Here is a 16,811-nt window from a genome sequence, read left to right as displayed (position 1 = left end):
AAACGTAGTAAGGGAGCTTATTTAACGTTTTTTTCAAGGTAAGCGATAGCCTGGCCAACAGTACCAATAGTCTCAGCCTGATCGTCAGGAATAGCCACGTTAAATTCTTTTTCAAACTCCATGATTAATTCCACGGTGTCTAACGAGTCTGCACCAAGGTCGTTGGTGAAGCTTGCTTCTGGTGTTACTTCACTTTCGTCAACACCTAATTTTTCTACGATAATAGCTTTTACTCTTGAAGCGATATCAGACATGGTCTTTGATGTTTAATTGATTAATAAATTTTCTGTGCAAAGAAAAGTAAATTCCTTTAAATATCAAATCTAAAATCTTTACAGTAAAAAATAACAAATGTTTACGCTAAGTGTTTCAAATCAGTAGCTTTACCTTCTTATAATAATGCAACTAACTTTGAACAAGCGCGTATTAAAGTTTGAGATCGACCTTGATTTTGTACTTATAGCTGTTACATCTTCCTTAAAAGATTACCGTATTTGCTACTATATAAACAAGCAGTTGCGGTTTAATTTTGTACGCCAGCCAGACCTTGAGGTTGATATACATCATAACGATGACCCGGCACGGTTTTCGGTCTTTAATCATTACTGGGAGGCCAGCGAAACCGACTTTTACTTTATTGCCAACAAAGGATCAGATGGATTATTAATACCAGAAATGCGTGAAGTAGATTATTTTTTAATGATAAAGAACTACATTGACCCACAGGATCTGGAAGATATTATCTCTATGTTAAATAAAATACCTGATATAGTAGCCGCTGTAAAGATTGATCCTAAAAAAATAAAATCACGCGAAAATCTCTTATTTTAGCGCGGTTTTTCAAAAGCGTCAATCGGACACTATTTGCAACATACTTGATACAATTAACATTATAAATTAGAAAGTCAGACCCGATTAATATATGAAACTATCTAACAACAGAACTAAAATTGTGGCTACAATGGGCCCAGCCTCGGCCAAGAGGGATGTGTTATTAGCCATGATCCAGGCGGGCGTAAACGTGTGCCGCTTAAATTTTTCGCACGGTAAGCCCGAAGATCATCAGAAAGTGATCGATCTGATCCGCGATATTAACCAGCAATACAAGCTTAATGTTGGCATCCTGGCCGATTTACAAGGCCCTAAAATCCGCATTGGCCTGGTTAAAGATGGCGGTGTACATTTAGTAAATGGCAAACAGGTTAAAATTACAACCAATGAGTGCATCGGCGACGACGAGCAGATATATATTACTTACGAGTCGTTCCCTCAGGATGTTAAAGCTGGTGAAACCATATTGCTTGACGACGGTAAACTACAGCTTAAAGTAGTTGAAACCAACAGAAAAGATACTGTTATCTGCGAAGTACTGCATGGTGGCATCTTAACTTCACGCAAGGGTGTTAACCTTCCTAATACTAAGGTGTCTATCCCAAGCTTAACTGAAGAAGACATCGAAAACCTTGAATTTGCTTTACAAAGCGATGTAGAGTGGATAGGCTTATCATTTGTACGTAACGCACAGGATATTATTGACCTTAAACGCATCATTGCCCGCAATAATAAATCGGCACGCGTAATTGCCAAGATCGAAAAACCGGAAGCTATTGACAACATAGACGCTATTATTGCCGAAACAGACGGTGTAATGGTTGCCCGCGGTGACCTTGGTGTTGAGATGCCGCTTGAAGAAGTGCCTTTGTTGCAAAAAATGATTGCACGTAAATGCCGTGCGGCTTCAAAACCGGTAATTGTTGCTACCCAGATGCTGGAGTCAATGATCACTACGCCACGCCCGACACGTGCCGAGGTTAACGACGTTGCCAACTCTGTTTTAGACGGTGCCGACGCGGTGATGCTAAGCGGTGAAACTTCTGTAGGCGAATTCCCGCTGATTGTTATTGAAACGATGGCTAAAATCGTTCGTAACGTTGAAGAACTTGGCTATCCGTTTTATGCAAACAAAGACAGTGTTGAAAACCCTGCTTCGCCAAATTATTTAAGCGATGCGCTTTGCGGTTCTGCTGTTTATTTAGCAGAGCATACCAATGCTTCGGCTATTGTTTCCATGACAACTTCGGGCTATACGGCGTTCGAGATTTCGAGCCACCGCCCTAAAGCCAATACTTACATTTTTACATCAAACCAGCACCTGCTTAATACATTAAGCTTGCTTTGGGGTGTAAAGGCCTTTTACTATGACGGTTTAGAAAGTACTGATAAATCAATTAATGATGTAAACAGCATACTTAAAACTGAAAACCTGGTTGAAACCGGCGATGTGGTAATTAATACTGCAGCGGTGCCTATCAAAGCACAAGGCAAAACCAACATGCTAAAAGTTACTGTTGTAGAATAACAACAAACTTAATGATACAGAAAAGGGAATAATCAAATGATTATTCCCTTTTTATTTAATTCCTTTTTTGATGTCCGGCTATATAATAAATGCGGATATCGTATATCCCACCGGATTTAGTTGTACCTACCTTTAGTAGATCTTTGCTTTGCAAACTTTACCCTGAAGCTTACCCAATTTTGCAAAACGGAAATCCCAATAAATTCTTAGATAACTCATGACTTTTTGCTTTTGTTTAACGTTTATTTGATAAACATTTAATGTTATAGTTTAACTACTTTAATACATTTTACAATATACGTGCCTAAACAGACCCGCAAGTTAAGAAAAAAAACCTTAAAAACTCCAATATCAATAGTTTTCCACACCCTTAATGCCCTGTAAAAGAGCCAAATAAATTCACAACCGCATTGTAGTGGCTGTTTTGTAAAAGACCTGTTGAAAACTACGGATTGTACAAGGATTTGCGATAGATAAATTTGAGTTAAAACGCCTGAACCTTATGGTTATCTTATTTTAACAAATATTTAACAAAATGGGCAAGAGTACTTCTAAAAAACCAGGAGGCCAGAAAGGGCTTAAGTTAGACAGATATTTCACCAGGGAGGGTGTAAATGTTTATGATTTGTTTAAATATGAAAAACGATCGTCGGTGATACGTAATCCGTCGGGCGATGCCGTATTTGAAATGAATGATGTTGAAGTACCGGCCGGATGGTCGCAGGTGGCTACAGATATCCTTGCTCAAAAATATTTTCGCAAAGCCGGCGTGCCTCAACCCGATGGCAGCTTAGGTTCAGAGAAAAGCATCAAACAGGTTGCACACCGTATGGCCCACTGCTGGAAAGATTGGGGTATGCGTTACGGTTACTTTGCTTCCCCCCAGGATGCACAGGTATTTTACGATGAAATAGTTTACACGATAGTTGGACAGTTGGCCGCACCAAATTCGCCACAATGGTTCAATACCGGCTTGCATACATCTTACGGTATCACAGGTAAACCACAGGGGCATTATTACGTTGACCCGATTACTGAAAAATTGACTAAGTCGACTTCGGCTTACGAACGCCCGCAGCCGCATGCCTGTTTTATATTATCTGTTGATGACGACCTGGTGAACGAAGGCGGCATTATGGACCTTTGGGTACGCGAGGCACGTATATTCAAATACGGCTCAGGAGTAGGCACCAACTTTTCGCGCATCCGTGGCGAAAACGAAAAACTATCCGGCGGCGGTTACTCATCAGGCTTAATGTCGTTCCTGAAAATTGGCGACCGTGCAGCGGGTGCCATCAAATCAGGCGGAACAACACGCCGTGCAGCCAAAATGGTTTGCCTTGACCTGGACCATCCGGAAATTGAAGGCTTTGTAAACTGGAAGGTAGAAGAAGAGAAAAAAGTAGCAGCATTGATTGCAGCCGGTTATTCATCAGATTATGAAGGTGAAGCCTACCGTACCGTATCAGGTCAAAACTCCAACAACTCTGTCCGTATTCCTAACAGCTTTTTCAAAGCTTTAAACAGCGGATCAAACTGGGATTTGATTGGCCGTTTGAACAATAAAACAGTAAAGTCGATCTCTGCACAAAAACTTTGGGACGACATCGCTTTTGCTGCCTGGGCTTGTGCTGATCCGGGTGTGCAGTTTGACAGCACTATCAACGAGTGGCATACCTGCCCTGAAGGTGGGCGCATCAATGCATCGAACCCATGTTCAGAATACATGTTTTTGGATAACACCGCATGTAACCTGGCATCCATTAACCTGGCGCATTATTTTGATAAACATACCCGCCAGTTTGATGTGAAAGGCTTTGAACATAGCTGCCGCGTGTGGACCATCGTATTGGAAATTTCTGTACTGATGGCACAGTTCCCTTCTAAAGAGGTGGCCGAACTATCATACGACTACCGTACCCTTGGTTTAGGTTATGCCAACCTGGGTTCGGCCTTAATGGTTAACGGTATTCCATACGATAGTGATAAAGCACGTGCTATTGGCGGCGCTATTACCGCTATTATGACCGGTACTGCTTATGCTACCTCGGCCGAGATGGCGCGCGAGCTTGGCTCATTCCGCCGTTTCAAAGAAAACCGTGAACACATGATGCGTGTAATGCGTAACCACCGCTACGCGGCCTACAATTCGACAGAGAACTATGAAGGCTTAGAAATTTTGCCTCCGGGTATAGACCAGCGCAACTGCCCCGACTATTTGCTATCAGCTGCCTGCAATGCTTGGGATAAGGCTGTGGAAATGGGTGAAAAACATGGCTACCGCAATGCACAAACAACCGTTATTGCACCAACCGGCACCATTGGCCTGGTAATGGACTGCGATACAACGGGCATAGAGCCAGACTTTGCCCTGGTGAAATTTAAAAAGCTATCAGGCGGTGGTTACTTCAAGATCATCAACCAGGCCGTTCCTGAAGCTTTAAGAAACTTAGGTTACCAGGAGCATGAAATTACTGCCATAGTAAATTATGCCAAAGGTGCTGCTACTATTAAGGGCGCACCGCACATCAACCCCGAAAGCTTAAAAGCAAAAGGCTTTACAGATGATGAGATTGAGAAACTTGATAAAGCCGTAGTTTCTGCTTTTGAAATTGGCTTCGCCTTCAACGTATGGACATTAGGCGAAGATGCCTTGAAGAGATTAGGCTTCACTACCGAAACCTACAATTCCATGAGCTTTAATCTGTTGCGGGCCTTAGGTTTTAACAGCAAACAAATAGCCGAAGCCAATGAATACGTTTGCGGTACTATGACCATTGAAGGCGCGCCTTACCTTAAACAGGAGCACTATGAGATATTCGATTGCGCCAATAAATGCGGCGCCAAAGGCGAACGCTATATCCATGCACATGGCCATATTAAAATGATGGCTGCCGCACAGCCTTTCCTTTCAGGAGCCATATCTAAAACCATCAATTTACCTAATGAGGCTAAGGTTGATGAGATTAAAGATTGCTATGAATTATCATGGAAGCTTGGATTAAAAGCTAACGCACTTTATCGCGATGGCTGTAAATTATCGCAACCGTTATCTACCAAATCCGATGTAAAAGAAGAAGATGATAAACTGGAAGCTGTTGAAGAGGTTTTAGGTAAAGCTGCCGAATTAAAGCTAAGCGACCTTACACAGGAGCAGGTACTGGAAGCGGCAATGGCCATCATCGAGAAATCAAAAGATACCGGCTTTATGCGCAAACTGAGCCGTGTGGTGCAAAAGAAAACCTTACCGGCCAAACGCCGCGGTTTTACCCAAAAAGCAAGCATAGACGGGCAAACTGTTTTTGTACGCACCGGCGAATATGAAGATGGCACTTTAGGGGAAATCTTTGTGGATATGCACAAAGAGGGTGCTACCTTCCGTTCATTAATGAACTGCTTCGCCATAGCAGTATCCGTGGGCTTGCAGTACGGAGTGCCGCTGGAAGAATATGTAGACAAGTTTACCTTTACCCGCTTTGAACCTGCAGGTATGGTAATGGGACATGCTAATATCAAAAGCGCAACATCTATTATAGATTACATCTTCCGGATGCTGGGTTATGAATACCAGAACCGTACCGACCTGGTACATGTAATTACAGAACAAAATGCAGTGGTGGGTAACCCACAGTTAGAGGATAATGATTTTAACCCCGACCAAAGTAATATTTATACACCTGCGCCTATTGCAGCCACATCAGAAAGCGGCGCTAAAAAACAACTTAGTGTTGATTTAAGTATGGGTGTGCAAAGCGATGCCCCTGCATGTAATACCTGCGGACACACTACTGTGCGTAGCGGCACCTGTTATAAATGCTTAAACTGCGGTAACTCTATGGGTTGTAGTTAATCAATTAGCCCCTGCAAGCAAAGCTGCAGCTTTGCATAATATAGTTAATTTGATGTGAGTCCTGCCATTGACCCGGCAGGACTTTTTTATTTCAAACCGAGTATCTATAATTATTTCTTAATGTATAGATAAATTTTATAGTCGTATTTTTGCATCAAATTTTAGTTCATGACGATTGTACAACTCGAATATATTGTAGCCGTTGATACCTACCGCAGTTTTGTAGCCGCAGCAGAAAAATGCTTTGTTACTCAGCCTACCTTAAGTATGCAGATACAAAAGCTGGAAGATACACTTGGTGTTAAAATATTCGACCGCAGCAAACAACCGGTCATACCTACAGAAATAGGCAATGATATTATTGCACAGGCACGGGTGCTTTTAGCAGAGCATCAGAAAATTAAAGAGATCATTACCGACCGGCAAAAAGAATTATCCGGTGAACTGAAAATCGGTATTATACCTACCGTAGCGCCTTATATCTTGCCCCGTATCATTACAACCTTTATCGAAAAGTATCCGCAGGTGAAACTGATTGTGTGGGAACAGACCACAGCGCAGATCATTCAGCAACTTAAACTGGGAATGATAGATTGCGGTATATTATCTACCCCTTTGCATGAGCCCATGCTGACTGAAACGCCTTTGTTTTATGAAAACTTTGTGGCTTATGTATCTAAAAACAGCAGGCTTTCTAAAAAGAAAAGCATAGTATCAGAAGACATAGACTTAGAAGAATTATGGGTATTGAATGAGGGACATTGTATGCGCGACCAGGTGCTTAACATTTGCCAGCGCCGTAAAAGCACAAAAGGCTTCCAGCATTTTGAATACAATACAGGTAGTATAGAAACTCTTAAAAGAATGGTTGATCAAAACAGTGGCTCTACTATTTTACCCGAACTCGCCATTACTGAACTCACTGATAAACAACTGGATAAGGTACGTTATTTTAAATCGCCTGAGCCCGCCCGGGAAATCAGTATAGTCACTCAAAAGAACTTTGTGAAACGCCGTATGATCGAAGCTTTGAAAGCGGAGATCCTTGATTTTATCCCCAAGCGTTTAAAGAACAAGAAAAAGAAGGAAGTAATAGAGATTTAACAAATTATTTATAATTAGTCTAAATTATTTGGATCGTAATGACAATGCGGTTACTTTTGTCGCATTGTTTATAATTAGTCTAAATAATGACAACACAACGACTCCAACCACTTTACATCTTTTTATCAATAATCCTTTTGGGATTTAGCTTTCATACAGCCTATGCGCAAACAGGTACTATCAGAGGTACGGTAACTACCGCAGATGGCCAGCCAGCCGAAGCAGTAACCGTAGGTATCATGAACTCTTCTATTGGTACTATTACCAACGAAGCAGGCCGCTATCAGTTAAATAAGGTAAAATCCGGTACTTATACTTTGCGTGTTTCAGCCGTAGGCTTACAAACAGAAGAACAATCCGTAACGGTAACTAAAGGCATTGTTACCATCAACTTTATGCTTAAAGAGAGCGCCAACGCTTTAAAAGAAGTTTCCATCTCTGACAGAAAACGCAAATACAAAGTTGACGAACCGTCGCCAACCTTGCGCCTTAATGAGCCGTTAGTACAAATCCCTCAGAATATCCAGGTAGTAACTGCAGATCAGATTAAAGATCAGCAGATCTACAACATGCTGGAAGGTGCTTCGCGTAACGTAAGCGGTTTAACCATGCAGGAGCATTGGGGGAACTATGCACGTGTTAATGCACGAGGCGACAGGCTTGCACCTTTCAGAAACGGCGTAAACCTGGAAGCAAGCTGGGGGCCGCTCAATGAAGATATGGCTTTTGTTGATCGTATAGAATACGTAAAAGGCCCGGCAGGTTTTATGTTAGCTAACGGCAATCCATCGGGTTTTTATAATGTGGTGACTAAAAAGCCCACAGGCGTAAACCGCCAATCTTTTGACTTTAGCGCAGGTAGTTTTAACAACTACCGTGCAACCGCAGACCTGGATGGTTTGTTAACTAAAGATGGCAAATTACAATACCGCTTAAATTTAATGGGTCAGCTTGCAGAGTCATACAGGCCGTATGATTTTACAAATCACTTTGGTGTTGCCCCGGTTTTGCGTTATAAATTTGACAACAAAAACACCCTGACTGCTGAGTATACTTACCAGTTTCAGCGGATGAACGCTTTTGGTACTGCATACCTGTTCTCTACAAAAGGCTATGCATCATTACCACGTGACTTTACCAATGCGCCGGCAAACAGCCCTGCAACTAACATTTACGACCAAAGTGCCTTTTTAACTTACGAACATAAGTTTAGCGACAAATGGAAATTTACCGCGCAAGGTTCTTACTTTAACTATAAACAAGTTGGCTACAGCTATTGGATCAATAGCATACTTGACAATGGAGATGTAAACCGCAGTCTTGGATTATGGGACGCCAGCAACCGCATTAAAAACCTGCAGGCATTTTTTAACGGCGAAGTACAAACCGGCTGGTTAAAGCACCGCATTTTAGGTGGTGTTGACCTCGGTGATAAATATTACATTGCAGATTACAGCCGTTCAGTATCACTTGACCCTACAACTCCCTTCAATATTTTCAACCCGGATAATAGTGCTGTAAACTGGCCTGCATTTGACCGCAGCCAGCCACTTAGCCAACGTGGCATTGGTACTGCAACTTCGCAAAAATATCAATCGGTTTATGTGCAGGACGAATTAGGCTTTTTTGATCAAAAGCTTCGCTTAACATTAGCAGGCAGGTTTACCCATGCCACGGTAGTTGATCCTTATGCTGGAACGAGCGCAAGCAGAAAAGTAACGCCACGTATTGGTGTTAGTTATTCAATTGATCCTAATACTTCACTTTACGGTGTGTTTGATCAGGCATTTATCCCACAAACAGGTAATATTTTTGGTGGTGGCTCTGTAAAACCTATCACCGGCAATAACCTTGAAGGTGGTATTAAACGCGATTGGTTCGATGGAAAATGGAGCACTTCCGTTTCTGTGTATCGCATTCTTAAAAACAACCAGTTGGTTGCCGACCCAGACAGGCCTAACACACCATACGTAGTGCAATTAGGCCAAACTAAAACTCACGGTGTTGAATTTGATGCACGTGGTGAGATTGTTAATGGGTTAAGTTTAATGGCTAACTACGCATATACCAATTCAGAGATTTCAAAAGATACAGATCCAAATAATGTTGGTAACCCTGTACCTGGCTTTGCTAAGCATGTAACCAATACATGGTTAACGTATCGTATACAACACGGAGAGCTCAAAGGGCTTGGTTTTTCAGCAGGTTATCAGTGGCAACTACACCGCTTACCGTGGAGCTTAGGTTCTGGTACTGCTGATCTGCCAAACTACTTCCGTACAGATGCCGGTGCATCATACCAATGGAAGAAATTTAATCTTTCGGTTGTAGTGAATAACGTATTTAATAAATACCTGTACTCTGGCGGCCACGAAGATTACTTAAACCCTGAAGGCAAAACTGTTTATACCTGGCAGGCAGAAGCGCCGCGTAACATACGTGCAAGCATTGGCTACAGGTTTTAATACTTGGCATGACGAAGTTTAAAAAGACCATATTATTTATACATCGCTGGCTCGGATTTATTTCCGGGCTGGTGGTGTTTATTGTAAGTATTACTGGTTGTATATTCTGCTTTCAGGATGAGATACAGGATGCTTTGCATAGCTACCGCCACGTTGAGGTGCAAAATAAAGCGTATGTAAATCCGTCGGTTTTAAAAGAAACCGCAAAAAAAGCTTTTCCGGGTGCGGCAGTAAACTATGTTTATTATTACGGTAAAGATCGCCCTGCCGGTGCGTTAGCTAATGTCCCTAAAAAAGGCTACTATTCTGTTTTTATAGATCCTTATAATGGTAAGGTTTTGCATACAGAATTAATGCAAAGCAACTTTTTTGTAGTAGTAGAATACATTCACTTATACCTGCTATTGCCGCCTAAAATCGGCGGAATGATTGTTGGCGTTTCTGTGATTATATTCGTGGTACTGATGATTACTGGTATCATTCTATGGTGGCCTAAACGGAAGTCAGACCGTAAACGCAGCTTTAATATTAAATGGAACGGCCGCTGGCGCCGTGTTAATTATGACCTGCACAATGTGCTTGGTTTTTATGCCACTGCCATTGCCATTGTACTGGCTGTAACAGGTTTATCCATTTCTTTTGAATGGGTTAGGAAGGGCATCTATTCGGCCGGAAATTTAGGCAAGACCTATGCTAATGAAACCAATTATCCAAAATCAGACTCGTTGCAAAAAGCACACGCCGTAAACTTCCCGGTAATTGACAAAGCATTGCTTTATGCTCAGCAGCAATCGCCTAATGCCGAAATGTATCTGATCAGCGACGATGAATCAGCAGCCGGAGCAATTGGCGTAACGGCTTACAAAAAGTCTATGCGCTACGGCAATTCGGATAGTTATGAATTTGACCGTTATACAGGCAAGCTGCTAAGATCTCTGCCTAATACGAAGAAAAGCCTAGGTTTAAAACTTAATGACCTCAACTACGATATCCACGTTGGGCAGGCATTGGGACTTACCGGAAAGATCATTGCTTTTATGGCCAGCCTAATCTGCGCCAGTTTGCCGGTGACAGGTTTTATCATTTGGTTAGGCAAACGCAAAAAGCCTAAAACGCAAAAAAGTAAAGCACGTAACAACGCGTAAAGCAAGGGTTTCTGTTGCTGATTAATAAAGCTGATCACAATGACGTACTATAAAACTATTGTCTTTGCGAGGAGGCACGACGAAGCAATCCCTATCTTTACCAAACGAACTTATTAGCGATAATTGCTAATCAACCGATCAGGGCACCTTTTATCAATCCTTATATTCAATTACCACATCATCAGTAACCGGGTGACCGGTACAGGTAAGGATATAACCGTTGCTGATGTCATCCGGTGTCAGCACTTCGTTTTTAATGATTTCAACTTTACCGCTTGTGCATTTGGTAAAACATGCTGAACACATCCCACTACGGCAGCTATAAGGCAGTGATATCTTGTTTTGCAGTGCAGCTTGCAATATCGATTGGTTTTCGCCAACGATGATATCATGCCAATCTCCCTTGTATTTAATTCGGATTTCCCTCGGTGGAAAATTTGTGACCGGACTGGTAACCGGCACCGTTTCCAGCACAAAGTTTTCGCGCTTTATGCGGTCGTCATGCACACCAAGGTAATGTAAACTCATCCTTACCATACGCATGTACGCAAACGGCCCGCAGATGTAAAAGAGTGAATCGTTTGAATCTACGCTAAATTGATTGATCAGTTTTTCTACAACTGCATTGTTAAGGCGCCTACCTTCATCACTGATAAGACAATGTACTGCCAAATTTTTATTTGTAGCAGATAGATTATCTAGTTCTGTTTTAAAGATCACACCATCAGCCGATTGGTTACTATAAACTAAAAAGAATTGCTTATCAGGATACCTGTTCAAGGCATACTTAATTTGCGCATAAACAGGCACAATGCCACTACCCGCAGCAAAGAAAATCAGCTGTTTTTGTTTCAAGTCTGCTGGCAATACAAAGCGCCCGGCAGGTGGAATAGCGTTAAGCGTATCTCCGACTTTTACATGAGTGAGCAGGAATCTGGAAATTTCGCCATTTGGTATCCGCTTCACTGTAATGCTCAGTAAGTCATCATCAGGTGAAGAACTCAGCGAGTAAGAACGGGTTATTTCCTCGTTATGATGGCTAAACACCAGTGTTAAAAATTGCCCGGCCTCGTAACTGATTTTATCACCCGAAGCTTCGCGCAGAAAGAATGTAGACGTGTCAGCAGTCTCTTTCTTTATATCTTCAACAATAAGCTTTAAGGTATCCATCAGTTGGTTAACACCAGCTTGCCAAACTGCGACGAATCTTTCATCTTATCAAAAGCTTTTTGCGCATCTGCCATGGCAAATACCTCATCAACAACGGGTACGATCTGCTTGTCGCTAATCAACTTAAGCATGGCTTCAAACTCCTGCGGAGTTCCCATTGTGGTACCCAAAAGCTCCAGCTGTTTCCAAAATAGCGGACGGGCATTAAATGCCGGAATATTGCCTGCTGTTCCGCCAAAGGTTACAATACGGGCACCTGGATTACACAGATCAATGATTTTTGTAAACTCATTACCCAAAGCACTATCAATTACTACATCAAACCCGACTGCAAGGTGCTTTAACTCCTCTGCCCAGTCCTGCGCTTTATAATTTACACCTGCTGCCGCACCTAAGTGGCGGGCACGGTCAATTTTATCACCACTACCTGATGTTACAAAAACTTTGCACCCTGCAGAAACCGCCCATTGCAAGGCAAAAGTGCCTGTGCCCGATCCTACACCAACAATTAGCACTTTATCACCCGCCTTTGCCCGGCCTTTGGTAAATAAGGCACGATAGGCTGTTAAACCCGCCAAAGGAATAGCAGCTGCCTGTTCCCAATTTAAATGTGCCGGTTTGTGATGCAAATACTCTGCTTTTACCTTTACGTATTCGGCAAGGGTGCCATAATCAGGCAAGCCTAATATTTTAAAGTCCTCAGACTTTACCTCATTGCTTTCGCCCCAATTGTTGCTTGGATTAATTATCACCTCCTGATTAAGCCAGTGTTTATCGGTTTCATCGGCAACGTCAACTACAATACCTGCACCATCAGACCCTAATACCGAAGGATACCTGATCCCCGCGTACTGCCCTATAGTGATCCAGTAATCGCGACGATTTAATGCTGCAGCCTTTACCTGCACCAACACCTCACCAGCCTCTAATACAGGCTTATCAATCTCTTTATATACAACAGGCCTTTCGGCGCTTTCCAAAACAACTGCTTTCATAAAATAAACAAACTAATTACCCCTGAACTTTGATATCAGCCAAAAGATCAGGAATACGACAACAAGCACTACAATAACGCCTACATATACACCTGCCTTAAAAATATCACCTATAACACGGCAGCTCTCTAATGTGGTTAATAAAAGTAATAAGGATGGAAGAAATAGCTTTTTCATGATCTGTTTTTTTATCAGTATAAAAAGTAAAACCACACAATTGTTTAGCAAGTAAAGTAAATATTGGCAGCAAAGTCTGAAAAACTTGGCAATAAAAAAAGGCCACTACAAGTGCAGCGGCCTTTTAAAATATTCTACGCCTTCCCTAAAGGGGAGGATTTAGTTACGCGATTGCCTTTTTGTATAATTCGGCAACGTGATTCCAGTTGATCACATTCCAGATCGCAGCCAGATAATCCGGACGGCGGTTCTGATATTTTAAATAATAAGCGTGCTCCCAAACGTCGATACCGAAGATTGGTGTACCTTTTACTTCAGCGATATCCATTAAAGGGCTATCCTGATTTGGAGTAGAAGTAACCGCTAATTTTTTCTCAGGAGTAACAATTAACCAAGCCCAGCCAGAACCAAAACGGGTAGCACCAGCTTCATTCACTTTAGTTTTGAAATCAGCAAATGAACCGAAAGTACTGTTAATTGCTTGCGCTAATTCGCCTGTAGGCTCACCACCACCGTTTGGTGATAATAAAGTCCAGAATAAAGTGTGGTTATAGTGGCCACCACCGTTATTACGTACAGCGGCAGGAAATTTTGAAATATTTTTTACGATTTCTTCGATGCTGCTGTTCGCCTCTGGCTTGCCCTCTAAAGCTTTGTTAAGGTTAGTAACATAAGCCTGATGATGTTTACCATGGTGAATCTCCATAGTCATTTTATCAATGTGTGGTTCCAAAGCGTCTGTTGCGTATGGTAGCGCCGGTAATTCGAATGCCATAATACTTTATTTTAAGGTTAAAGAATGTATTACAAATATAAAGCCCACTATTAAATATTTGTTCTGCTAATGTCAATATTTATTACCAGTAACATTTAATATGAGCTCAACGCTTTTTAGCGCGTTTATTTTTGAAAAAATCGCGAACCAGTTGTGAACATTCGTTCTCACGTATGCCACCGGTTACCATAGTTTTAGGGTGGGTGATTTTCTGATTAAGCCTGCCGAAACCAAGCTTGGTATCATAAGCACCAAATACAATCTTTCCAATCTGAAACCAGTATGACGCCCCTGCACACATAACGCAGGGTTCCATAGTAACATACAAGGTACAATCGGGCAGGTATTTACCGCCCATATAATTGGCAGCAGCGGTTAAGGCCTGCATTTCGGCATGGGCAGATACATCGTTCAACCGCTCTGTAAGGTTATGCCCGCGCCCGATGATCTGGCCTTTGCAAACCACAACAGCGCCAATAGGTATCTCATCTTCGGCAAGAGCCTGCCTGGCTTCGTACAACGCCTGATCCATAAAAAACTCATCCGGCGAAAGTGTGGCCTCATCATCGAAGGTGATATACCGCATATTAATCTGCTTTTATAAAAATGTGTTTTAAATGCCGCTCGGTAAAGTAGATCACCACAAATGGAATGGTAAATGCCGAAAGCAATACCGTTACCATTTGAATAATGCCAAGCGCCTGGTCATCAATATCAGTCATGTATAAACCTGCCGATAGTAATAACCCGGTGATAAATGCTGTAAGCCCTATTTTAACAAGTAAGTTAGCGCTATACAAGTTACCCTCGTCCCAGTTTTGCTGGTTTTGCATAGAAAGCGCCGTACGGTATCCGTACAGGCTGTTAATGCTTTTAGGAGGGAATTTTTTCTGAACACAGCCGATTGCAATCATAATTAACCCAATCAGCTGCGGACCTAAAATCCACAACATATTAAATCAATTTGCTCCCGTTTGGCACTGGCTTGTCAATTGCCGATAACACGATGTCACCATTTTCATCGGCTAAACCTGTAACCAAAAATTCTGACATAAAATTTGCGATCTGTTTTTTGGGAAAGTTAACTACAGCTAAGATCTGGCGGCCTATCAGCTCCTCTTTAGTGTAATGTTTGGTGATCTGCGCGCTCGACCATTTAATGCCATGCGAGCCAAAATCTACCTTTACCTTAAACGCTGGTTTGCGTGCTTCAGGAAAATCATGCGCTTCTAAAATAGTACCGGCACACAATTCAACTTTCTCAAAATCGCTCCAGGAGATAGTTTCCATGGCGGCAAAGATAAAATTTTTTCAGTTTCCTGTTATCCGTTGTCTGTGTCGGAAATTAATCGAGTATCTGGTTATTGACAGATACTGGTAACTGATAACAGACAACTGACAACCAAATCTTATCTTTGCGTTATGATCGATGTTATCCTTAAAAAAGGAAAAGAAAAGGCAGTAATGCAACGCCATCCCTGGTTATTTTCAGGTGCGGTTGAGCGCGTAAAGGGCAAACCTGCCAATGGCGATGTGGTGCGCCTGGTTGATGCACAAGGCAAATTTTTAGCTTATGGCTTTTACAACAGCCAATCGCGGGTGGCATTAAGACTGTTAGAGTGGAACGAGGATGTGCAGATCAACGATGACTGGTTCCGTAAAAAGATTGGCGTTGCCGTTAACGGCCGTGCGAACATTTTAGCTGACGGCAATACCAACACCTGCCGTTTAATTTTTAGCGAGGCTGACTACCTGCCGGGACTGATTGTTGACAAATATGCTGATTACCTGTCGTTACAGATCCTTACTTCAGGTATTGAAAATAATAAAGCTGTGATTATTGATGAACTGCAAAAGCTGCTTAAGCCGAAAGGTATTTTTGATAAAAGTGATGCAGGTTCCCGCGAACATGAGGGACTGGAAACAACCAGCGGTGTTTTAGCAGGCAGCCCACCGCCAGAGTTGGTTGAAGTAAAAGAAAACGGCCTTACTTATGGTATTAATATAGCCGAAGGGCAAAAATCCGGTTTTTACTGCGACCAGCGCGATAACCGCCGCATCGTAGCAGAACATACTGCTGGCAAAAAGGTTCTCGACTGCTTTTCTTATACCGGTGGTTTTACTTTAAATAGCTTAAGATTCGGGGCGGCTAATGTGACCAGCGTTGATAGCTCGGCTCTGGCTATTGATACCCTGAAAAAGAATATTGAACTAAATAAACTTGATGCAGCTAAACACTCGGCGATACAGTCGGACGTAAATAAGCAACTACGCAAATTTAAAGAAGAAGGTGAAAAGTTTGATGTGATTGTACTCGACCCGCCGAAATATGCACCTTCACGCTCTGCCTTAGACCGCGCCTCGAGGGCTTATAAAGACCTTAACCGTATTGCTATGTTGTTACTGAATAGCGGTGGTTTACTGGCCACCTATTCATGTTCGGGCGCTATGGATATTGATACCTTTAAGCAGGTATTGGCCTGGGCAGCACTTGATGCAGGTAAAGAAGTTCAGTTTATTTACCAGTTCTGCCAGCCCGAAGATCACCCGGTGCGGGCTTCATTCCCGGAAGGAGAATATTTAAAAGGTTTGCTTTGCCGTGTGATATAAATAATATCACTCATTTGCATATCATATAGTATTAACACGCAAAACCCCGTCTCTCGCAGACAGGGTCAATGCATTAAACAAACTAATTAAACGCAATATTTTAATAACGGCAATACAACCATAATATTATTCAATACTGTATTATCTACACTTAAAATAAA

Annotated in this window: 15 protein-coding genes; 7 read left to right on the top strand and 8 right to left on the bottom strand. The window is 42.1% G+C overall.

Features of this window, described 5'->3' with window-relative positions:
• Nucleotides 1-17 precede the first annotated feature (17 nt).
• Nucleotides 18-254, bottom strand: a complete 237-nt coding sequence (locus PQ461_RS02780) for an acyl carrier protein (protein WP_008508386.1) — start codon at nt 252-254, stop codon at nt 18-20.
• 145 nt (nt 255-399) lie between these two features.
• Between PQ461_RS02780 and PQ461_RS02775 the strand changes: the two genes are divergently transcribed.
• The 6 genes from PQ461_RS02775 (at nt 400) to PQ461_RS02750 (ending at nt 10,923) form a co-directional block, all read left to right on the top strand.
• Nucleotides 400-831: an IPExxxVDY family protein gene (locus tag PQ461_RS02775; RefSeq protein ID WP_274208106.1), complete on the top strand. Its 432-nt coding sequence runs from the start codon at nt 400-402 to the stop codon at nt 829-831.
• Between the two features lie 91 nt (nt 832-922).
• Nucleotides 923-2,359 (top strand): pyruvate kinase, encoded by a 1,437-nt coding sequence (gene pyk / locus PQ461_RS02770; RefSeq protein WP_274208105.1) that lies wholly within the window; start codon nt 923-925, stop codon nt 2,357-2,359.
• 535 nt (nt 2,360-2,894) lie between these two features.
• Nucleotides 2,895-6,209, top strand: coding sequence for a vitamin B12-dependent ribonucleotide reductase (locus PQ461_RS02765; RefSeq protein WP_274208104.1), 3,315 nt, complete (start codon nt 2,895-2,897; stop codon nt 6,207-6,209).
• Between the two features lie 168 nt (nt 6,210-6,377).
• Nucleotides 6,378-7,313, top strand: coding sequence for a hydrogen peroxide-inducible genes activator (locus PQ461_RS02760; protein ID WP_274208103.1), 936 nt, complete (start codon nt 6,378-6,380; stop codon nt 7,311-7,313).
• A gap of 86 nt (nt 7,314-7,399) precedes the next feature.
• On the top strand, nt 7,400-9,778 hold the full coding sequence (locus PQ461_RS02755; protein ID WP_274208102.1) for a TonB-dependent receptor: 2,379 nt from the start codon (nt 7,400-7,402) through the stop codon (nt 9,776-9,778).
• An 8-nt stretch (nt 9,779-9,786) separates the two neighbouring features.
• Entirely contained in the window at nt 9,787-10,923 is a 1,137-nt protein-coding gene (locus PQ461_RS02750; protein ID WP_274208101.1) for a PepSY-associated TM helix domain-containing protein, read from the top strand.
• A 153-nt stretch (nt 10,924-11,076) separates the two neighbouring features.
• Here the strand turns inward: PQ461_RS02750 and PQ461_RS02745 are convergent, their stop codons facing one another.
• The 7 genes from PQ461_RS02745 to PQ461_RS02715 all read right to left on the bottom strand — a co-directional run bounded on the left by PQ461_RS02745 (nt 11,077) and on the right by PQ461_RS02715 (nt 15,330).
• A complete protein-coding gene (locus PQ461_RS02745; RefSeq protein ID WP_274208100.1) occupies nt 11,077-12,093 on the bottom strand; it encodes a ferredoxin--NADP reductase in 1,017 nt (338 codons plus the stop codon).
• The gene (locus PQ461_RS02740; protein ID WP_274208099.1) at nt 12,093-13,088 is read right to left on the bottom strand and encodes a quinone oxidoreductase family protein; all 996 of its coding nucleotides are present in this window, start codon (nt 13,086-13,088) and stop codon (nt 12,093-12,095) included. Before PQ461_RS02740 ends, PQ461_RS02745 begins: the two co-directional genes overlap by 1 nt.
• Before the next feature lie 12 nt (nt 13,089-13,100).
• A complete protein-coding gene (locus PQ461_RS02735; protein ID WP_274208098.1) occupies nt 13,101-13,265 on the bottom strand; it encodes a hypothetical protein in 165 nt (54 codons plus the stop codon).
• Nucleotides 13,266-13,428: 163 nt separating this feature from the next.
• Nucleotides 13,429-14,040 (bottom strand): superoxide dismutase, encoded by a 612-nt coding sequence (locus tag PQ461_RS02730; RefSeq protein ID WP_274208097.1) that lies wholly within the window; start codon nt 14,038-14,040, stop codon nt 13,429-13,431.
• Between the two features lie 106 nt (nt 14,041-14,146).
• Nucleotides 14,147-14,626 carry a nucleoside deaminase gene (locus tag PQ461_RS02725; protein WP_274208096.1) on the bottom strand — a complete coding sequence of 160 codons (480 nt, stop codon included), beginning with the start codon at nt 14,624-14,626 and terminating at the stop codon, nt 14,147-14,149.
• Nucleotide 14,627: 1 nt separating this feature from the next.
• Complete coding sequence (locus PQ461_RS02720) at nt 14,628-14,993, bottom strand: SdpI family protein (protein ID WP_274208095.1); 366 nt, start codon at nt 14,991-14,993, stop codon at nt 14,628-14,630.
• Nucleotide 14,994: 1 nt separating this feature from the next.
• Nucleotides 14,995-15,330, bottom strand: a complete 336-nt coding sequence (locus PQ461_RS02715) for a tRNA-binding protein (RefSeq protein ID WP_274208094.1) — start codon at nt 15,328-15,330, stop codon at nt 14,995-14,997.
• 132 nt (nt 15,331-15,462) lie between these two features.
• Between PQ461_RS02715 and PQ461_RS02710 the strand changes: the two genes are divergently transcribed.
• Entirely contained in the window at nt 15,463-16,650 is a 1,188-nt protein-coding gene (locus PQ461_RS02710; protein WP_274208093.1) for a class I SAM-dependent rRNA methyltransferase, read from the top strand.
• The last annotated feature ends 161 nt before the right edge of the window (nt 16,651-16,811 follow it).

The organism is Mucilaginibacter sp. KACC 22063, assembly GCF_028736115.1.
In the GTDB taxonomy this organism is placed as follows: Bacteria; Bacteroidota; Bacteroidia; order Sphingobacteriales; family Sphingobacteriaceae; genus Mucilaginibacter.
Note: the sequence above shows the minus strand (reverse complement) of the source record. Positions and strands in the feature narration are given on the sequence as shown.